General features: G+C 32.5%; 20 protein-coding genes and 1 tRNA gene. 12 read left to right on the top strand and 9 right to left on the bottom strand.

The window, feature by feature from the left end:
• Positions 1-66 precede the first annotated feature (66 nt).
• From CFE53_RS01015 to CFE53_RS01030, 4 genes are all read left to right on the top strand, one after another.
• The gene (locus CFE53_RS01015) at positions 67-1,461 is read left to right on the top strand and encodes a mannose-1-phosphate guanylyltransferase/mannose-6-phosphate isomerase (RefSeq protein ID WP_148120038.1); all 1,395 of its coding nucleotides are present in this window, start codon (positions 67-69) and stop codon (positions 1,459-1,461) included.
• A gap of 8 nt (positions 1,462-1,469) precedes the next feature.
• Positions 1,470-1,991 carry a DUF1616 domain-containing protein gene (locus CFE53_RS01020; RefSeq protein WP_148120039.1) on the top strand — a complete coding sequence of 174 codons (522 nt, stop codon included), beginning with the start codon at positions 1,470-1,472 and terminating at the stop codon, positions 1,989-1,991.
• A 332-nt stretch (positions 1,992-2,323) separates the two neighbouring features.
• Positions 2,324-3,169 carry a hypothetical protein gene (locus CFE53_RS01025; protein ID WP_253254754.1) on the top strand — a complete coding sequence of 282 codons (846 nt, stop codon included), beginning with the start codon at positions 2,324-2,326 and terminating at the stop codon, positions 3,167-3,169.
• Positions 3,170-3,183: 14 nt separating this feature from the next.
• Positions 3,184-3,426 (top strand): hypothetical protein, encoded by a 243-nt coding sequence (locus CFE53_RS01030; RefSeq protein ID WP_148120040.1) that lies wholly within the window; start codon positions 3,184-3,186, stop codon positions 3,424-3,426.
• Here CFE53_RS01030 and CFE53_RS01035 read toward each other — a convergent pair.
• The 4 genes from CFE53_RS01035 to CFE53_RS01050 form a co-directional block, all read right to left on the bottom strand.
• Entirely contained in the window at positions 3,416-4,012 is a 597-nt protein-coding gene (locus CFE53_RS01035) for a hypothetical protein (protein ID WP_148120041.1), read from the bottom strand. The two genes, CFE53_RS01030 and CFE53_RS01035, sit on opposite strands and share 11 nt — an antisense overlap.
• A 63-nt stretch (positions 4,013-4,075) precedes the next feature.
• Positions 4,076-5,395 (bottom strand): DUF58 domain-containing protein, encoded by a 1,320-nt coding sequence (locus tag CFE53_RS01040; RefSeq protein WP_148120042.1) that lies wholly within the window; start codon positions 5,393-5,395, stop codon positions 4,076-4,078.
• A gap of 23 nt (positions 5,396-5,418) precedes the next feature.
• Positions 5,419-6,348 carry a MoxR family ATPase gene (locus CFE53_RS01045; RefSeq protein WP_148120043.1) on the bottom strand — a complete coding sequence of 310 codons (930 nt, stop codon included), beginning with the start codon at positions 6,346-6,348 and terminating at the stop codon, positions 5,419-5,421.
• Positions 6,349-6,357: 9 nt separating this feature from the next.
• Entirely contained in the window at positions 6,358-7,347 is a 990-nt protein-coding gene (locus CFE53_RS01050) for a DUF4350 domain-containing protein (RefSeq protein ID WP_148120044.1), read from the bottom strand.
• Between the two features lie 535 nt (positions 7,348-7,882).
• Here CFE53_RS01050 and CFE53_RS01055 point away from each other — a divergent pair.
• Complete coding sequence (locus CFE53_RS01055) at positions 7,883-8,107, top strand: class III signal peptide-containing protein (RefSeq protein ID WP_148120045.1); 225 nt, start codon at positions 7,883-7,885, stop codon at positions 8,105-8,107.
• Positions 8,108-8,159: 52 nt separating this feature from the next.
• The gene (locus tag CFE53_RS01060; RefSeq protein WP_148120046.1) at positions 8,160-8,378 is read left to right on the top strand and encodes a class III signal peptide-containing protein; all 219 of its coding nucleotides are present in this window, start codon (positions 8,160-8,162) and stop codon (positions 8,376-8,378) included.
• A 38-nt stretch (positions 8,379-8,416) separates the two neighbouring features.
• Here the strand turns inward: CFE53_RS01060 and CFE53_RS01065 are convergent, their stop codons facing one another.
• Complete coding sequence (locus CFE53_RS01065; RefSeq protein WP_148120047.1) at positions 8,417-9,433, bottom strand: bifunctional oligoribonuclease/PAP phosphatase NrnA; 1,017 nt, start codon at positions 9,431-9,433, stop codon at positions 8,417-8,419.
• A gap of 1,382 nt (positions 9,434-10,815) precedes the next feature.
• Between CFE53_RS01065 and cdhD the strand changes: the two genes are divergently transcribed.
• From cdhD to CFE53_RS01085, 4 genes are all read left to right on the top strand, one after another.
• On the top strand, positions 10,816-12,006 hold the full coding sequence (gene cdhD, locus CFE53_RS01070; protein WP_148120048.1) for a CO dehydrogenase/acetyl-CoA synthase subunit delta: 1,191 nt from the start codon (positions 10,816-10,818) through the stop codon (positions 12,004-12,006).
• Positions 12,007-12,019: 13 nt separating this feature from the next.
• Positions 12,020-13,495 carry an acetyl-CoA decarbonylase/synthase complex subunit gamma gene (gene acsC / locus CFE53_RS01075; RefSeq protein WP_148120049.1) on the top strand — a complete coding sequence of 492 codons (1,476 nt, stop codon included), beginning with the start codon at positions 12,020-12,022 and terminating at the stop codon, positions 13,493-13,495.
• 1,120 nt (positions 13,496-14,615) lie between these two features.
• Positions 14,616-14,691 (top strand) — tRNA-Gln (locus CFE53_RS01080).
• 67 nt (positions 14,692-14,758) lie between these two features.
• Positions 14,759-15,439: a DUF166 family protein gene (locus CFE53_RS01085; protein WP_253254755.1), complete on the top strand. Its 681-nt coding sequence runs from the start codon at positions 14,759-14,761 to the stop codon at positions 15,437-15,439.
• A gap of 184 nt (positions 15,440-15,623) precedes the next feature.
• On the opposite strand, the gene CFE53_RS01090 is transcribed toward CFE53_RS01085, so the two are convergent.
• Both CFE53_RS01090 and CFE53_RS01095 read right to left on the bottom strand, forming a co-directional pair.
• A complete protein-coding gene (locus CFE53_RS01090) occupies positions 15,624-15,941 on the bottom strand; it encodes a transcription factor S (RefSeq protein WP_148120050.1) in 318 nt (105 codons plus the stop codon).
• Between the two features lie 4 nt (positions 15,942-15,945).
• Positions 15,946-16,362 (bottom strand): NUDIX hydrolase, encoded by a 417-nt coding sequence (locus tag CFE53_RS01095; protein WP_148120051.1) that lies wholly within the window; start codon positions 16,360-16,362, stop codon positions 15,946-15,948.
• A 170-nt stretch (positions 16,363-16,532) separates the two neighbouring features.
• Here CFE53_RS01095 and pyrH point away from each other — a divergent pair, with 170 nt between their 5' ends.
• Both pyrH and CFE53_RS01105 read left to right on the top strand, forming a co-directional pair.
• Positions 16,533-17,213 (top strand): UMP kinase, encoded by a 681-nt coding sequence (pyrH, locus tag CFE53_RS01100; protein ID WP_148120052.1) that lies wholly within the window; start codon positions 16,533-16,535, stop codon positions 17,211-17,213.
• Between the two features lie 14 nt (positions 17,214-17,227).
• Complete coding sequence (locus CFE53_RS01105) at positions 17,228-17,407, top strand: DUF2116 family Zn-ribbon domain-containing protein (RefSeq protein ID WP_148120053.1); 180 nt, start codon at positions 17,228-17,230, stop codon at positions 17,405-17,407.
• 3 nt (positions 17,408-17,410) lie between these two features.
• On the opposite strand, the gene CFE53_RS01110 is transcribed toward CFE53_RS01105, so the two are convergent.
• Together CFE53_RS01110 and CFE53_RS01115 are read right to left on the bottom strand one after the other, a co-directional pair.
• Complete coding sequence (locus CFE53_RS01110) at positions 17,411-18,784, bottom strand: hypothetical protein (protein WP_148120054.1); 1,374 nt, start codon at positions 18,782-18,784, stop codon at positions 17,411-17,413.
• Between the two features lie 264 nt (positions 18,785-19,048).
• Positions 19,049-21,040 (bottom strand): cell wall-binding repeat-containing protein, encoded by a 1,992-nt coding sequence (locus tag CFE53_RS01115; protein WP_148120055.1) that lies wholly within the window; start codon positions 21,038-21,040, stop codon positions 19,049-19,051.
• Between the last annotated feature and the right edge of the window lie 43 nt (positions 21,041-21,083).

Consider the following 21,083-nt stretch of genomic DNA (forward strand, 5'->3'; position numbering starts at 1 on the left):
ATTATAATAATAAGGATTATATATAATTGTTACTAATAATTTCCAAAAATTTTCAAAAGTGAAACTATGAAGTCTATAATATTAGCAGGAGGGGTTGGGAGTAGATTATGGCCCCTAAGTAGAGAGCATTTCCCAAAGCAGTTTATAAAGTTCGACACCTTTGACAGGTCCCTCTTCCAGATGACATTTGAGAGATGTTTAAAACTCTGTAAGGATCCAGAGGATATCTACATAGTTACCAACGAATTGCACAAGTTTCATGTTATGGGACAGATCGAAGAACTTGGATATGAAGATTTCAGGGAAGAGAATATCCTAGTTGAACCTGAGGGTAAAAACACCCTTCCTGCTATATACTACGGGGTGAAAAGTATAAGGGAGAAAGATAAAAGTGACTATATAGTTGGGGTATTTCCATCTGATCACCTGATAAAAAAAGAGGATGAAGGAAAATTTATAGACACTATAAAAAAAGGATTGGAGATAGCAGAGACTCACCTTATAACCTTCGGCGTAACTCCTACAAAGCCCCATACTGGATATGGTTATATAAAACCCTCGAAAGAAAAACTGGAGGATGTTGGATATCTTGTAGAGGAGTTTAAAGAGAAGCCTGATTTAGAGACTGCAAAAAAGTATATAGAGAGTGGATATTTCTGGAACAGTGGGATGTTTCTCTTCAATACGGATATATTTGAAGAGGAGTTAAAGAAACACTGTCCACAAGTCTATGAGGCATTTAGATTAGAAAATATTAGAGAGGTGTATTCCAAGGTTCCAGATATATCTATAGATTACGGTATTATGGAGAAGTCAGATAGAGTAGGAGTTATCCCTTTAAATATAAGGTGGAACGACTTGGGTAGTTTCGATGCCTTCTTCGATGAGTTTGAAGGAGATAAAAATGGAAACATCATACTCAGTGAGGGTATGGTATTCAACTCAAAAAACAACCTTGTGAAAACTGAAAGTGATAAATTAGTCTCTCTGATAGACGTGGACAACCTTATAGTAATGGACACCAGAGATGCTCTGATGATATGTAAGAAAGAGAGTTCTCAGAAGATAAAGGAAGTATTCAAGAAATTAAAGGAGAAAAATGACGAGAGGGTACTATATCACAAAACAGTATATAGACCTTGGGGGTCCTATACAGTGTTAGAGGAGGGAATGTTCTACAAGATAAAGAAGATAAAGGTGCTTCCTGGGAAGAAGTTAAGTTATCAACTTCATCATCATAGAAGTGAGCACTGGATCGTAGTTAGGGGAATGGCGAAGGTTGTAGTGGAAGGTAAGGAGTACTATCTTAGAAATGGAGAAAGTACCTTTGTTAAAAGTGGGTTAAAACATAGGTTGGAGAATCCTGGTTTGATACCTTTAGAGATTATCGAGGTTCAGATAGGTGAATACCTAGGAGAGGATGACATCGTTAGAATAGAGGACGATTGGGGAAGAAAGTAGGTGAATAGATGATCAATAAGAGATCCTTGGAACGTATGTTAACCATTTTTTTGGGAGTATTACTTATACTCTCTATTTTTTTGACGATTTATCTGATCTATGCACCAAAGGTTGGAGCGAGATTTACGGAGTTCTATATACTAAACAGTGAGTATAAAGCATACGACTATCCAACAGAGATCTATATAAATAAATCCTACGTTGTTATAATTGGAGTTAGGAACTACGAGTACAGACCTATGAAATATAAGATATGGGTATTTCTCTCAAACAGAACCTACGACTATAACTATACCATAAACATAACTCCAGAGGATAGGTGGAACGGTACATTAAGTTACAATACTGCACTTACAAGAGAGATATTTTTGAAACATAACGAGACGGTATTTATCCCTTTGAACTTCACAGTGAATATTCCTGGAAAACATAGGATTGTATTTCTTTTGACAGTTAACAATAGTACCAAAGTGTATAGAAGTCTTCATCTATGGATAAATGTTTATGAACCTCCTGAAGATTTAATATAAAAAGATAATTCCATATCCAACACCCTTTATTTCAAGAATTACTTAGTACTGGAAAAGGAGAGTAAAATCTTTTATTATAAAATAATTTCTTACATAATAATATAATAAATAATTTTTAGCGTAGGTTAGCCTTTGAAAAAGTTCATTGTATATAGTAGTCCTGGTGGATAGGGTCCAACCTACTCTCCTTTCAAATGTTTATCTGTTTTACTACCATATTTATACATAAATAAAATGGATCTGATTATCAGAAATTTTATCAATAGTCTTCTATAAAACCCGTATGGACATAAATATATCATCATATCATCAACCTCTTTTGGAGGATATCTATGAATAAGAAGAATAACAATCACAGTGATCACATTAACATCAAAAACCTGTTGAGAGAAAAAATAAGGGTTATCTGTCCAGATATTTTCAATATAAAGAGGATAACAGGTGTTTTTTTAATAGTTTTCGGAACAATACTTCTAGTTAACGGATATTTAAAAGATATTGTACACTTTATAAACTTGGGAATAGGGTTAATAGTTGTTGGATGGATTATACTAATCTTTACCTATGATAGGTATGTAAAATACGATATAACTTCCAATATATTCAACGACTACATAGATCTAATTAAAAGGTTAATTAAAGGATTGGATATAAAAACAAGTGGTGTGGTTATACCCCCAAGGGAAAATTTAAAGGAAGGTTGTATTTATTTACCTCTTTATGAGAATTTTAAAGTAAATCTTAGTATATTGGATGCCAATACTCTTTTTGTAAATTCAGACAATAAAGACGAGATGGGTCTTCTCTTCTCTCCCTTAGGTAAAGGGTTAAGAAAGTTGTTGAAAGAATATAGAGAAGAATACTCCCTGGAAAATAAAGATGTAAACAATCTTTTAGATGATTTAGAATATCTTTTAACACTTCTTCAGGTCGGTGGTGATGTTAAAATAGATATAAAGAAAGATAGTGTAGTTTTATCCTACAGAATAGAGGATAACTCCCTATGTAAAAAACTTCAGAGAGATAATCTATGTAGAAAGTGTCCATGTCCTATATGTGGTGCCATAATATTAACTGTTGCAGAGTTTTTAAATAAGATATTAGAAATAGAGAGTATAAAAGAGGAGAACAGAAAAGTATTAATCAAATTAAGGGTTGTAAAAGATGTAATAGAGTAGAGTTGGTGAAATCTATGAAGTATAAATTAATGTTTTTGTTAATATTGACCTCTTCTGTAGTGTTTCTTTCTACCCTAACTAATGACGTTAAACTATTTTTAATTCTACTTCTTATTACCTTCTTACTGTTGTACTCCCTCTTAGGTCCATATTACAATAAAAAGATCCAGAACAACTTGGATATAATTCTATACTTGGGTATTGGTATATTTACTGTGATAGTATTTCAAAAGGTTTTAGAGATACTTAGTCGTTGATACTTCTAATTTTATAGATTAGTAAATAGAGTCCTACAAGACCTAAGAGGACGGAAATCTGGGATCTTGGATAAGAAAGAACATCTGGAAAACTCATATAGAAAAGATACAATGTAAATAATGGAATTGAAACACCTGCAAAAATTTTTATTAGGTTATTTATTTTAGGTACATCACTTTTGAAGTTCAGATAAACCCCGTAAATCAGAAGTAATACATAGGTTAAGGTTAAAGGGACATCCTTATCTATGGAAAGTATATCAAGCAGAGGATATAATAATAAAGGAATTGAAAATATTCCAAGTAGTTTAACATCGAAGTTGAAGTCTTTTTTTAACAGTGCATCTAAGTAGAGAATAGCAGGAAAGAGAAGATATATAGTTGCATATATCATTTTTAGTGAGAACATATTTTCAACTGTTAATAAGTTGGACAGCCAGAGGAGAGTTATTAAATATACTGTAAATCCCCAAAACTTTTTAATATAAACCATTATAAATGATATTAATAAACCTATAAGTATGTAATCTTTATATGGAACGTTGACAAATAGTATGCCCTCCAAGAGTAATAGTAGCCTGTACATAATTAACAACCATATTAAATTATATGTCATAAAATAATAAAAATTTTATAATATATAACTACTTTATTTTAATTTCTTTAGTTTGTCCATTACTCCTTTAATTCCATCTTTATAGGATATATCTACCACAGCAACTCCTCTTCTTTTCAGATCCTTTATAATTTTCTTTCTATTTTCGTAGTGTTTGTAAAGTTTTACCAATAGTTCCCCCTCTAATAGATCCCTTTCATCTAAGTTAAAAGAAGGTGTATAGAGTGCATAGATTACTATTTTAAATCCCTTTCTGATTAGAATATTTACACTTTTAAAAAGAGGCACTATATTTGATTCTAAATCTGTAATTATTATTACAGTTCCAGTTTTCATCTTCGTCAGAAGTTTTGTACATTGGATAATACCAAAACTCCCTCTACCTCTTTTTGAGAGATAAGAATGTATTATATAGTTATCCTCTCTACTGTAATTTTTTTCGTAGATACCTCTAACGTTTGGAATATACTTTTCCAGTGGAACTAGTTTAATATCCTGTAGGTATTCTAAAATCTTCTCTTGAAGTATCTTTCTTTTAAAATATCCTTCAACTTTTTTAACTGGATGTACCTTTAAGATTCTATAATCATCGTAGATAATAATATTTAAATCCTCTTTACTACCTTCTACAATACTCAACAACAGTGATATAGCGTAGTCCAACTTATTCCTATTTCTCTTTGTAAATCTTCTCATACTACTTCCTACATCCAGCAGGAGATAGATACTTCTATCCTCTAGATGTGTAAGTTTTTTAACAATTAATCTACTTACTTTAAAAGATCTCTTCCAATCTATCCTCTTAGGATCGTCTCCTATTTCATAAAGTTTTAACTCACAGATCTCAGGATCAAGAGCACCTTTAGATAGAAGAGTCATCTGATTCTCTTTCTCTATATAATATTTTAAACCTTCAATAGAGGGCTCTACCTGTAGTTTAAAGAATTCACTGTAGTCTGTACTAAACAATTCCCTTAAGTCATACAATTTACCCTCTATATTTAATATAAATTCTCCCTTTTTGAATGGTATTACATTTATCAGATACTCCAAAAGGTTTCCTTTTGTTGATACTATATAAGAGAGTACTCCATGAGGTGAGGAAAAATTGAGGGATGGTACCGTATTCTCCCCATGAACTTTAACTATTATCTTTGAGCATTGGCGCTCCTTTAAAGTAGTTCCCTCTAACTCAGTACGTATCTTTAAATTGGAGATACTCTCTATAAGGTAAAGATATAAAAAAATAGAGATACCGAGAAATGTTCCATAGAGATTGTTCAACAGATATCCACAGGCACAGCAAATTATCCCAAACCGTAGAAGTATATGGGAGTATCTTGTTGTATCCATAGAAATCCATCTCCTCTGAAAAATCAATCGTATCTAAAGTCTCCCTTTGGAACCTCTACTTTATCTAGTATGTCTCTTAGAACATCCTCTGCAGATTCTTCTATCTCATAATCTAATACAATCCTATGACTCAAAACTTTAAGTACGTTGTTTTTAACATCGTCAGGAATTACATATTTTCTACCTTCAAGGTAGGCACTACCCTTAGCTATTTTAAGTAGTTGTACTCCTGCCCTTGTACTTGCACCTAATACTATCCTTCTGTCTCTTCTAGTATGTACTATGATATCTCTTATATACTTTAATATAGGTCTAGAAGTATGAATATTATTCACTTCTTTAAAAATTTTCTGGAGGGTGTTTTTATCTACGATAGTATTTATATTCCCATCCTCACTATTACCAGTTTTTAAAATCAATACCTTTAGTTCGTCTTCCTCACTTAAATACTTAATATTAGATTTTATCATAAATCTATCCAATTGTGCTGTAGGTAGTGGATTTACACCTTCGAATTCAATAGGATTTTGGGTTGCAATAACCATAAAGGGTTTAGGTAGAAGATATGTTTTTCCACCAACTGATACACTGTTCTCTTCCATGGCTTCCAACAGTGCAGCCTGGGTCTTTGGAGACATCCTGTTTATTTCGTCTACTAATAGGATATTGGAAAATACAGGTCCTGGGATATATTTAAACTTTCCTAAGTTTATATCGTATATTTCACCACCTGTTATATCAGAGGGAATAAGATCTGGAGTACCCTGTATCCTTGAGAAACTCAATCCTATACACTGAGAGAATGTCTTGGCTAAAGTTGTTTTGGCGAGACCTGGAACTCCTTCTAGTAAAATATGCCCCTCACATATAAAAGATAGAAAAAGATCTCTGATTATCTCATTTAGTCCTATTATTTTTTTTCCGATTTCTTCTCTTAATTTTTCAAAAATCATAATAAACCCTTACATCAATATTTTGTTTACAATCTTATAGAGGGTAGATTTATCTAAGTGATACTTTTTACTAACATCCTCTAGAACCTTTTGGATAGATAACTCATTTTCATATTTAAAGGTATTTCCTAAAAGAGTGTCTACAAGTTTTCTCAACAAAAATCTAAGTAGTTTAAGTATCTCCCTAGATAGTACTGTAATTATCAAAACTACTGTAAATAGATAACTCAAAAATTCGTGGGAAATATTGTTACTTCTAATAACTATCGTAACGATGTTTTGGGGATTTACATCGGAGTGGTGATATTCATCAAAGTATATAGCATTTTTTTCTGAGTAGTTGAAATAACTTTTTAAAAACTCTCTATTATAACTGAATAATTCATTTTTAAATATTGTTGGATCAGATATTAATACTATTTTGCCTTTGCCGTGATTTTTTTCTATTATAATTGGATAGGATGACTCCTTTGCTGGCTCAGGATATTCGCCAATTCTACTCGATTTACTGGAGTACATTATAACAGTGCCTTTATCCTCGCCTAAAATTGCAGACGAATTTTCTAGTAGAATATATCCATTACTGTAGAGTCCAATAGGTTTTGTTATATCGTATAATGGATTTTTAGAAAATCTGTATGATATATTTAAGTGTTTTAAAATATCGTTACCTCTCCTAAAGTTATCTGCAACAATTAATATATTCCCTGAAGACACGTAGTCTTTTAGATCTTCAACCTCATCCTTTGTAAATCCCACATCTGGAGATATAATAAACAGGACAGAGTTTTCCTTTAGATCTTCTCTACTATAGGGATATATTAAAGGTTTTGTATTATGATTTATACTGTACATCAACTTAAAGAATTTATAACATCCATTTTCCTCTCTATTAAATACACTGTAAGGTTGAGTAGTTTTAATAGTTGATGTTATAACGGGCATCGTTATAAATCCCACTAGTAGGAGGGTTAGTAAAATAAAGTGTTCTGTTCTCATAAGAGACACCAAAAATATTTATAGTCATTTTTTAAGTTATATTATATTAAACAGAATTAGATTAATATATTAAACTAAAATAGTATTAGTAAATATTGAATAAATTATAAATTTTTAATTTATAATAATTATTTATACAAAATATACAAAAATTAATTAAGAAAGATCCGTTCTATTATTTCAGTTTAGAATTATTTCCAGATATAAATTTAAGATATTAGAGATAAATATAAAGATCTTAGAGATTATCCAATATATAAAAGAAAAAAGGGGTTTTAATGTCGTGTCGTTATTATTCTTTAGTAATATCTAGAAACCATTGGGGGAGGTGAAAAATAGAGTTTTATTAACTCTACCTTTTAGATTTAAAATATTTAGTCTCGTAATAATGGAACCCATCGTCCTTTCCTAAAGTATTATAGATATATTAAATTATAGAAAAGTATTGTATTTTATGTAAAATAGTTATTGAAGGTAACATTTTTATACTAGTTGTTGGGAATATAGCATTAATAGAAAAAAGGAGGTAAAAGTTATGATAATAGAAAAATTAATATCTAAAAGAGGACAAATATCCATGGAGTTAGGTATATTAGTTGCTGCCGCTGTTGCTGTTGCTGCAATTGCTGCGTATTACTATGTAAAGAGTGTTAGTGATAGTGCAGGTGCAGCAGAAGATAATGCTACTCAGACAATAAATGAGTTAGGAAGGTTAGCAGAAAATGCTACAGGTAGATTAAGACAAATTACTCTTCAATAAATTACAATAAACAAAATAATTTAAATTTATTACTTATTTTTTTGGGTTATCTATGTCCAAAATACTCTCCAAAAGAGGACAGATATCTATGGAGTTAGGTATTTTAATTTTTGCAACAATTATCGTCTCCGCTATTGCAGTCTATTATTATATCACTAACTATTTAAACTCCAATCCTGACGCTCCAGGAAAGGCAGCGAATAAAACTATTGATACATTAAATAATATATCTGAAAAATATAGTAATTCTATAGGTTCCATAACTCTATAAAGGAATAGGGAACAAATATCTTTTACTTTTTTATAAAATTATCCACCTAATACCTTCTCCTTAAAAACCTCATAGCAGAGATTTAAAACCTCCTTTATAACCTCATCTTTACTCCTACTTTTATCGTACTTCGCATTTAACCCTGCAGCCTCTCTATGCCCACCTCCTTTTCCCCCTAACCTCTTGGCCACTTCTTCCATTATTTCCCCCATATGTATTTTTTTAGATAAGGATTTCCTACACCTCCCACTTACCCTTATCTCCCTCTCCCTCTTTCTTACCGCCACCACAAAGGACACATCTGCACCAATAGATACAATAGTCTTTGCACAGGATGCCTCATAGGAACTTACATAGGACAGTGCCACAATATACCCACCAACCTCCCTTAACTCCATCCTACTACAGGCCTTTAAATGTGCTATCCTCTTACTCTCATCCATCTCCTGAGTTAGAAGACTGAGCACCTTCTGGAAATTAATACCCTTTATAAGCCAGGCTATTATCTGAAAAGTTTCCTCCCTTGCAAGTTTCAAATGTTTAGTGTCGTAGAGGATACCAGAGAGTAAACCTATCCTAATTTTCTTTGGAGGATATATCCCCATCTCCCTGAATATCTGAGAAACTATCTCACAGGTGGAGGTAGCCCCCTCATCTACGATAGAGAGAGTACAAAGATCTAAGAGATCTGTCCTTTTATGATGATCCACAACTACTAAAATAGAATCTTTCAAATCCTGAGTATTTATCTTTACCTGGTTTAAATTGGAGGTATCCACAAAAAATACTACATCTAACAACTTGGGATACTGAACAACTTCCACATCCTCCTCAATCTCCTCAAGTACATTCTTTGACAACTTACTTATAGAATCTGCCGATATTTTAAGATTTTTATCCTCTGATCTGTTTAAAACATCTGCAAGATACTTCAAGGCAACTGCCGCCCCAATCGCATCTGGATCTGCATTGTGATGACATAGAAAGAGTATATTTTTATTTTCCTGAAGTATCTTCTTTAGATGGAGTATGTCCTCACTTTTTAACTTTACCATATTGACACCATATTTTTAAACTCGTAATCAAAAAATAACAATTGATAACAAAAAAATTAAAAAGTTAAGGAATAAAAAGAGAGTAAAAAATCTCTTAAGAAAATGAATTAGGAATTCAAGGTATTCTAAGAAATAACAACAACATCTTTATTAATACTTTTTAATGATTTTTAGGATTTTCTATTTTTTAATTTTTATAATAATAAAATTTTATTATATTATTTTATTACCTTAGTTTCCCTCAGTAGTGATTAAAAGAACAGTGAAAATGATAATTGTTATAATAATAAAAATCATCATTAAAATAATCAGTATAAAATCTATATAAAAACTCTTAAATATCCTAAGATCCTTCCGAACCCTTAGATAAGATAAGGAATCATATTCTGGTATTCACTAATTAGAAGGTATTCAGAGGACCATTCCCCTCCAATCTTCTTTTTAAAATGTTATATCTGGGATTAATAGAAGTTTTATTTTAAACATTTTTTATTTTTTTATATTTTTTTATTTTATTTTTATTATTATTCTTATTATTTTTTAAACTATCCTTTTGATGGGAAGTAGGGTATTTTAATTATTATTAAGATCTTGTTAACCTTAATTCCCATCAAAGTAATGATTTAAATAATAAAAATAAGAATAATAAATAAGGACTAGAAAAAAATATTATTGAAATATACATTATCTTTAATATCTTTAATAAAATTAATAATAGTAATCTATTAAAAAGGATCTACTCCACTTCCGTAGTATCTTAGAGCATCCCAGGAGAGATTATTTATCTCTTATTTTGATCTAAATACATTCTTTTTATATTTTATTAATTTTATAATATTATTTTATAATTTATTGTTCTTATCAGGATTTTTTTATTAATAGGGATTAGGGTCTTTGTTAATTTTTGTTTTAATATAAATAGTTAAAATCCAATTATAAACATCTTAAAGAATAACAATTCTATCAATCTTATCAAAGTAGTAATTTAAATTTAAAAAATAATAAAGAAAATTTTAACATAAAATATATTTTTATAAAAAATACCCTGTTAAGAGAGTTTTATTCCTCTATATTCTTTAAGTATCTTGCAGTATTTGAAAAGATATTTACCTGTTTATGATAATTTACCATGTTTCAAAGACTTATTTAACTTCAAATTTTAATATCTTTTTTGTATTTTCCATTATGATCATCAAAGTTCTAAAATTTTTAAATAAATTTACTGTAAAACACTTTAAAATTAATTTTAATACTATAAAAGTTATTTTAATTCTTTTAATCGGATTTTAAGGGAAAATATAACTTATTCAAAAACTTTATATATTACTAGCCTAATCTATAATGATTTATAATGATAGATTTTTGTCCTGTTGGTGGTCATAATGGATTTAGATGAAATATTTAAACTGATGAAAAAGGTTAATAGTATAAAGATAGACAGCATCGAAATAACTGCAGATGAAATTGTTATAAACATTCCTACCCTATCTCCTATCTCTATACCTCAAACTCCTCCAATAAAGAAAGGTATTAAGAAAATAGTATCACCGGAAGAACCTAAGATAGAGATACCTGAAGTAGATTGGGAGCCTCCAGTAGAAAAGTACAGAGGGTATATAAGAGAGGTGCAACTTGGTAGGCCTAAGTCTGAAGGGGGTAGAGGAAAGGTAATAAAAATAGGTGGACAGAGGGCACTTTACAGGTTCGAGGAGGTTCAACCGAATCCACCAGTGGTAACATTCGACATATTCGATATGCCGATGCCTGGACTACCTAAGCCTGTTAGGGAGTACTTCCAGGATGTGATGGAGGATCCTGTTGAATGGGCTAAAAAGTGTGTAAAGGAGTTCAACGCCGATATGGTAACTATACACCATATATCTACAGATCCAAAGATTAAAGATACACCTCCAAAGGAAGCTGCAAAGTTGATGGAGGATCTACTCCAGGCTGTAGATGTGCCCTTTGTTATTGGGGGTAGTGGAGATCCTAAGAAGGATCCTCTTGTTTTGGAAGCATGTGCTCAAGTTGCAGAGGGGGAGAGGTGTCTATTGGCATCTGCAAACTTAGATTTAGATTATAAGAAAGTAGCAGATGCTGCAATGAAGTACGATCATAACGTACTGTCCTGGACTATTATGGATCCAAATATGGCAAGGGATTTAAATAGAAGGTTAATATCCCACGGTCTCGATGGAGATAGAATCGTTATGGACCCTACAACATGTTCCCTTGGATACGGTATAGAGTTCTCCATAAATGCCATGACAAGGTTAAGGTTAGCAGGTTTAAAGGGCGACGAACTGGTAAATATGCCCATGTCCTCTGGAACTACAAACGCCATAGGTGCCAGAGAGGCCTGGATGGTCAATCCAGAGTGGGGAGATAGAAGGTACAGATTACCACTCTGGGAAATTACAACGGGATTGACCATGCTCCTCTGTGGCGTAGATATATTTATGATGCTCCACCCCCTCTCCATAGCGGTAGTAAAGGAGTTTGGGAAGTTGTTGGTAAGTAAGCCTGGGGAGATAGAGGTAAGTACTGACAACTACCAGTGGATAAGGGCTTAGTATCGGTGATAGGATGGCTAAAAAGATAAGTGCCATGGATATCTACAAACTACTTCCAAAGACAAACTGTAAGAAATGTGGGGAATCCTCCTGTATGGCATTTGCTACGAAACTACAGGAGAGGAAGGCCACCCTCGATGAATGTCCAATATTAAAATCTCCAAAGTTTGAGAAGAATAGAAAGAAACTTGAAGAACTCCTCTCCCCACCTGTAAAGGAGGTATGGTTTGGATACGAGGATAAGAAGGTGGTTCTAGGTGGAGAGGAGGTAATGTACAGGTATGAACTCACCTTCTTTAATCCGACGGCTATAGGGGTAGATATATCAGATAATTTACCTGAGGAGGAGATAAAAAAGAGGGCTAAATTCGTTGAGGATTTTGTTTTTGAGAGGACAGGGGAGAAGTTGAAGTTAGACTTTATAGCATTGCGAAATGCCTCAAATGATCCTGAAAAGTTTGTAAGGGCGTTGAAGATTATTCAAGAAAACACCAAGGTACCTGTCGCCCTCTGTTCCCTAAATGTAAAGAGTATAGAAAAAGCCTTAGATGTTGTAAGATCTAAACCTATGATATACGGAGTAACAGAGGAGAACTTCTCTGAAATGATGAGGATGTTAATATCAAAGAAAAGGAAGGATAAAAAAGAGTTTGCAGTGGTGCTATCTTCAGGAAATATTAAAACACTGAAGGGCATGGTTAAGGCGTCCCTTCAACATGGTATAGAGGATCTAATTTTAGATCCTCACACTACACCAGAGAACATTATGGATACTCTCGATAGATTTGTGATGATAAGGAGAAGTGCCATTGAAAGGGGAGATAAACTTCTTGGATATCCTATCTTAGGACTTCCAATAAATACCTACTTCTACGTACTAAAGGGCAACAATCCAATTAAACAGTTTGTTGAAGAACTAGATAAGGCTGCCGGAATTATGGAGGCGAGGACAGCCTGTGCAATGTTGAACAGGTATGGAGATGGAATAATTATTCACGGTACCGAGGTTTGGGAGTTGATGCCAATACTTGCCCTTAGGCAGGCAATATATACAGATCCTAGGAAACCTCAAACTGTGGAGCCTGGATTATATCCAATTGGAAATCCAGATGAGAATAGCCCAGTGATCATGACTACAAACTTCTCCCTAACATTCTACACAGTAACTGGAGACTTTGAAAAGGATGGGGTTACCTGTTGGCTCCTAGTTATGGATACAGAGGGTAAGGCAGTGGATGTCGCAGTGGCAGGGGGACAGTACTGTGGAGATAACGCCAAAAGATTAATAGAGGAGACGAAGATAGGGGAGAAGGTAAATCATAGGATTATTATACTTCCAGGGTTAGCAGCTCCTGTAAGGGGGGATATTGAGGAAAAGACTGGCTGGACATGTGTAGTTGGAACGAGAGACTCTTCCCAAGTTGGGGAATTTTTAAGGAAGAACTGGAATAGAATACTTGAGGAGTGGAGGGCTAAGCAGGAATCATGAATGTAATAAGATAAGAAAAAAATTAAATTTTAATAATTTTCGAACTATATATAAAAAAATATAGATTAAAAATAATTTTAATAAAAATTATAAAAATAAAAAGAGAGTAAAAACGTAAAAGCTCCTTTAAAGGGAAGAGTTATTAAAAATCTATAGTGTTAAAATATTTAAAAAATTAAAAATAAAGAACACTTCAAACTAATAGTAACCTATAAAGAATAATGAAAAAGTAATAAAAATCCAAACTATTAACACCTAAAAATAAATAATATATACCTTAGTTCCCATTAAAGTAATGATTTAAATAATAAAAAATATAATATCTAATAATCTAACAAAATTAATAATAGCAACCTGTGAGGAAGGATCTACTCCACTTTCATAGAGTATTTTAGAGTATCCCAAGAGATTATCTTTTATTTTGATTTTATACCTTCTTTTTATGTTCTTTTATTTTTTATAATTATTATTCTTATCAGAATTTTTTGATGGAAATTAGAGTTTTTTAATTATAATATAACCTTAGTTCCCATCAGTAGTGATTAAAAGAATAATAAAAAATAACCAATATAAAAATCATTAATACCCTTAGGATCCTTCTGATCATTTAGTTAAGATAGAAAATCCTACTCTGAATCCCTGTATTAAAAAATATACAGAGGATCATTCTCCTTCAATATTATTTTTAAAATTTTTTGTATCTGGGGTGATAGAGGTTTTCTGTTTTTTTAAATATTTTCTTTAATCTTTAATTTTATTATTTTTATAATAATTTTTATTTTTATTATTCTCTAAATTATCCTTTTGATGGGAAGTAGGGTATAATATATAACTGAAAAGTAAAAATAACTGTTTCATTTTCTGGACTATACTGAGAGTACTAAAAAAGCAGAGTAGAACCTCTGTTAGTTTTTCTTTTTAAGAGTTTTTTGCATTTCTTATTATTATTTTATTAATTTTTTATTTATGATAATAATTGTTAACTTTATCAGTAGTTTAAAAAGTTATGTTTTTATATCTATATTTTTATATTGAAACAGAATTGATTTAAATACATCAATCATAGTAAAGTATAAATAGAAGAATTGACTACTAAAATCTTGCTTGATTACCTGGAAGTAGCCCGGTGGTGTAGTGGCCTATCATCCGGGGCTTTGGACCCCGGGACCGCGGTTCGAATCCGCGCCGGGCTACCATTTATTTTATAAAAATAAATATCCAAACATCTAAATATATAAAAATATAATTAATCCTGTGGTGTAGATGAGGGATAAGATATCTGTAGCCATAGTTTCAGATGGGAAGTATGGACATAGAGCCTACGAGGTTATAAAAAAGAAGTTCCCCTGCGAGTATATTATATTGAAATATAGAGGTAATTTTGATGATATAGAGATAGAAGAAGAAATACTGAAAAAACTTAAAGATTACCATATTTTAATTACCTACCTAAGAGATCCAGATCTTACCTATACCCTACTTGAAGAGATCAGCAACCAAAAGTTAGATAAAAATCCTTTTATAATAGTAGGTATATGGGAAGGTGAAGGTTTCAAGAGACAGGTTGAGAAGTTTAAAAATGTAGTGTGCCCAGATCTACTGTGTAATTTAGATGAGGATTACCTTCAAGACAAATTAGAAGAGTACCCTCAACTACGAGAATTTTTAAGGTACTTTGGAAAACCTAAGGTAAACATCTACTTAAGTAATAACATCATAGAGAAAATAGAGGTCATTAGGGACTCTCCCTGTGGAGGAGTTTCTAAAACACTTAAGGAGTTTCTTGGAGAGAGGATGGATGAGAATACACTGAAAAGGATAGGGTTGAGGGTACAGCACTTCTGTAATACAGGGCGGTTTAGACTGTTCTCTGAGAAGGAATGTAAAAAGGTTAAGGTGGGACAGATACTTTTAGAAGGTATAAATGTTAAAAAAGAGGAGTAAGATAAAAATCTCCACCAACCTCTTTAAGTGGCTCATCAGGTTTTAGATGGGAAAGAGAAGTTAAATAATAAAAAGTATTAAAGCCATATTTAGGGATATTGAAAATATAGAGAATTATTTTTTAATGTCATCTCTTTTTTTATTTATAATTATTTTAATAAATTTTTTAAATAATAATTAATAATTAATCATACTCTCTCCAGGTATGACCGCACTTTGTACATCTATAGAATCTTGTTTCAGGTTCATCTGCACATCTTGTCTGTTGAAGCCACCAGTATGCCTCTAAGTTTCCACACTGAGGACACTCCACCTTAGTAGTTGGTAGTGTATTTACATTCTCGATTACTGCGATTTCCTGTTTTTTGGACTCGATTCTCTCCTTGAGTATAAAGGTTTCACCTTCTTTTTCCATCTCCATCTCAAATTGACATACAGTACATACCCACTTACCATCTTTTGGAAGCATTATGTTATTACATTTTTTACAAAATTTTACCACGATATCACCTTTTCTCTCTAAATTTTAAATAATCCTTAAAAATAGTCTTATGATCGAAGGCCAAATCCATATTCTTTACCTCATCGATAGTAAAAAATCTAGCCTCCTTCGCATCGTCTGATCCCTTAGGAGAGCCCTCTACATACTCTAACACATATACTACAGATACAGTATGACCCCTGGGGTCTCTATTTGGATCTGAGTATACGCCTAAAAGGTCCTTAACCTTGGTTTTTATTCCACTCTCCTCAAAAACTTCTCTTACTACAGCCTCCTCTGTCCTTTCTCCATACTTTACAAAACCTCCTGGAAATGCCCAAAAATCTTTAAAAGGAGGATTTTTTCTCTTTACCAGTAGAATCTTACCATCGACCTCTAAAATACCGTCTACTGTTAAAGAGGGTGACCTATATCTATCCATGTTTATCATCTAAAAAACTATATAGTACCCCTTTAAAAATCATCAACTGATTATAAAAATATGTTTTATTCCAATAAAATCTCATACTATATATAATTTACGATAAATTTTTTTATAATAGTTTATTTTTTATTTTTTATTAATGTTTTGAAAAGTGGAGAGGTAGAAATATGAAAGTAGTTTTTGCATTAGGTGGCTCAGTTGTTATGCCCAGGGAGGGTGATGTAGAGAACATAAGAAAATACGCAGAGGTGTTCAAAAGTATAAAAGACATAGGACATGATATCTGCATAGTAGTCGGAGGGGGCTATATTGCCAGGAAATACATTTCTATAGCCAGGGAGTTTACAAACGAAGCATTCTGTGATGAGATAGGAATATTGGCAACAAGGATGAACAGTATGCTTCTAATCGCCGCCCTTGGAAACTACTCTGTAAAGAAGGTACCAGAGAATTTTAAGGAGGCTGAGATGATATTGAATTTAAACAAGATCGTTGTTATGGGAGGTACCCATCCTGCCCACACTACAGATGCTGTTGCAGCCTCTCTGGCAGAGTATATAGATGCAGATCTACTTGTTATTGCCACTAACGTAGATGGAGTTTACGACAGGGATCCAAGGAAGTATAAAGATGCAAAGAAAATAAAACATCTAACAACAAAGGAGTTGGTAGAAATTACTAAATCCTCCTCTATAGCGGCGGGATCCTCCTCTATAGTAGATCCCTTAGCCTCCAAGATAATAGACAGGGCAAAATTGAGAACTGTAGTTATCAGGGGTACTCCAGAGGAGATAATGAATGTTATAGAGAACAGACACAACGGTACCTTAATTGTACCTGGTGAATAATACAGGGGATCTTTATGGAGAAACATAGGCACTGTTTAAACTGTGGAATATCGATCCCACCAGATGAAACCTTCTGCTCTGAAAAGTGTAAGGATGAATATATAAAAAAGAGAAAGAGAATTATGAGAGCACAGTTAATAGTTCTCTTTGTTATCTTTGTAGTACTGGTGATCTTTGTATGGTTGAGAGGGTAGATATTATTTAAAGAGGTTCTGCAGGTAGTTCAGTAATAAGGTTGTTATTATCCTGAAAAGATCTATGATGGAGTAGAATTTATCTATTATACTCTTATCTTCTATCTCTATATATTCCTCCTTTACTGTATAGTATCCAGATTTTGATATTTTAACAGTTATTGTATTGTTATCACAAGTGTAGGGTATATTGATCCATCTTCCCAATTGTCTGTCGTAATAAAGAACTGTGATCCTTTTATCCTGGGATAAATTATAAGGTATCTCTAAGATAAGGGGTTTGCTAAATTTAGCATTCCTTGGAGATATATAGTATGCCAATGTAGTGTTTGGAATATTTACCTCCTTTATAGATATTTCCCCATCTGTACTTACCCTGGTACCGTTAGGTATTATCAGTATTGCATTTCCAATATTTTTTATCACTGTACCGTATACTATATTTTCCTTTTTAGATTTTCGAGGTGTATTTTTAGCATTGTTGATATTGTAGTTGTTTATTGGTGTGTTTTGGTTATCCTTTTTAGAATCTTTCTTGTTTATAGGTGTATTGTAGTTGTTCTCTTTGTTAGAGGTGTTTCTATTGCTACTGTAGGTAGTGTCTAACTTATCCTCTTCAGGAGATGTAGAGCTACTGTCTTCAATATTCTTTTTATTAGTACTACCACTGTGAGAAGTGTCTGAGTAATCCTTTTCTATAGATACAGAAGTAATATCTTCCTCCTTTTTATCTGTACTTCTCTTTTCAGTAGTAGTGTTGTCCTTATCTGTCTCATCCTCTGTATCTACAGGTGGAGGTACAGGTATGGAACTTTTTATTACTATGTCCCTCTTTATACCTCCAATGTCTAGATGGACTATTGTCCCCTCAGGTATGTTGTTCACCTTATAGGAGTACTTGAAATTACCATTTTCATCTGCCTTTATCTTAGTTGATGCAAATATTTTTAATTTTACAGGTTTTTCTGGGTCTTTTATAGTTCCTCTTATTCTAATATCGTAAATACCCGGAGGGATGTTGGATTTAGAGATTACTGCTATTCCTTCCTTATTCGCCTTTGCACCCTGAGTGACCCACATACCAATTTTCAAACTTACGTATAATCTCTCTGCATTTTTAGCAATAATTTTAAAACTGTTAGAGGCATTAGGTATTTCTACGTTGTTCATAAAGTATTTATATTTAGGGGGATTAATGGAAGGGTTGATCTCAAACCAAATTTTACAGTTAATTTCTTCATTGGGATTTGCCTTTCCAGTTATTGTTATTGTATCTCCAACCTTTGGATCTGAGGGAGTGATTGTTAGATTCGATACTCCATATGCTGGAGATACTATTAGTATTAATCCTAAGATTATAAAGAACAGTTTTTTCATTTAAATCACCTTTTTAAATTAAATTTGATATATTGTTCTTCACATTATACTTATTATAATTCTAATATTTTTATTATTATTTTTATGGAATCACGGAAACTAGGTAAATTTAAACTTAATCCTATCCTTTTGATAAAACTAAAATAAATTTTTAAAATAATTATTTATTAAATATATTCAAATATTAAATATATTCAAATTTTTAAATATAGAACATTAAAAAATAAAAATTATTTAAAAAATATAAATTAGATTTTCCATTTGTTAGTCTATTGATCTTTGAGCAACGGCAACGATCTTCTTTTCTTCTGTGTCGTAGGCTATTGCTATTAAATAACTGTCTGGTATATATTCTAACAACATAGGTAATTCTGGATAATTATTTGACGTAACTTTAGTGTAGTACGATGAAGCAGTGCTATCATTGTACACTGTCCCAATTATGTTATGCACTTTTGACGCATCCAATTCTATACGCTTGTTGTTGATTACAATCTCATGTTCTCCGTTGTCACCAACGATAGATACATTGAACAGGTTGTTGTTTGGATTAGTTCCTATTATTTTTAATGTTAAATCAATATCTTTTTTGATCAATACTACCCCGTATCTCACTGGATTTTCTGGTGTTTCGTTTAGGGCTATATTTACCTCTACTGTATCACTATCTATCTCATATTCTATACTCATATTATATCTTACTACCTCGAATCCACCCACTGCCAATACTTTTACATTATCAGCATCACTTGGAACTCCATTTCCTTCAGTGATTACTACTATGTGCTCTCCATAGTCAGATGGTGTGTAGATAAATCCTGTTCCACCATGAGTAGGGCATAGTGTTCCTGTTCCTACATAACTTATATTTAATATTTTTATCAACCCTGTAGCATTTCCATCTAATAACTTGTTTATATTATCCCTTAAGGATCTCCTATTAGTTATTACATGGAGTGAAACGTTCTCACTTTCCATCTCTGGATTATAGTAGGTTATAATTACATTACTTCCCCTATATGCTATCACATTGAAGTTATTCATTGCCTCTATTATTGTCTTTACAGATTTATTATCTTTAAAGTCTATCGTTATGTTCTTACTAGTATCTTTCTTATCTACTACATTCACAACCGCTTTTACCTCAGGTAGATCTATGTTATAATCTCCACTGATCTTTAAAGTTTTATCATTCTGCCCCATAAATACTATTTCCTTCCCACTTGCAACAATCTTCACTGCTGGACCTGTTGGTGTTTGTTGTGGAGGTGCACTTCCGCCTTTTCCACCACCTCCGCCTACTCCTCCACTTCCACCACCTCCTGCACCAGGTGCTGGTGAAACTGATACAGGTCCTAACTTTTGTGCAATATCACTTACCTTCTCAACTACCTTTGGATCCTCACTATTCACTGTAATTGAAGAAGTAATCTCTACAACCTTTAGAAGTATTCTCTTTACTATTCCTGTATCTTTGGATGGAAGGGGTACTATCATACCGGTATAACCTTTAACAAAGTTTAATATTCCATTTATAACTGGGTCTTTCGTTCTCTCTGCATAAATTATTACTGCCCCTTTATTCTTAATCTCTGGGTTTATCTTCTCAATGTAAGATATTGCAGTCCTTATAACATCTCTCTCGGAACCACTTGCAATGAAGGTATTCTTAGATATCTTTGATACTACATTAACAATATCTTTCGGAGTCTTTTTACCTAAGACCACTGCATTTTTTACCCTTATGTCTTTCAGTACCTCTATAACTTCATTTTCCCTATTTAGTCCATAGTACAATACTGGAGCATCGAAGCTAACTGCCACTGGTGATATCTTCTCGTTGAACCCCTCAACAATTACTACATCCCTTGCCAATTCAGGTTTCTCCCTCTTTATTGCTTTATATACTTCTATGGAGGTTTCCACCCTTGTATCTCCCCAAATTCTCTCAGTTTTTATTTTTAAATTCTTTATACTGTTTTCAACAGTTTTACTTACTGCCACTGGACCCCCAACTATTATAACTTTACTGTATCTCCCTCTTATAAGTTCCCTTTCAGCATCTCTTGATAACTTATTTGTAGGTGTATATATTAGAGTGTACCCCATGGCCTTAGCATAGGGGGCTGCAACAATTGCATCTGCTGGAGTAGATACAACAACTGCTATCTTCTCAGAAGTATCTACAGCTAAGCTGGTAGGTAGTATGCTAAGTACTATCAATAAAGATAGTACTATAGCATAGTAGGTTTTCATATTCTTTCACCCTTGTAGTATTGATAATAATCTATTTGTTTGT

Source organism: Methanofervidicoccus sp. A16 (assembly GCF_003351865.1).
Classification (GTDB): domain Archaea; phylum AGJL01; class Methanococci; order Methanococcales; family Methanococcaceae; genus Methanofervidicoccus.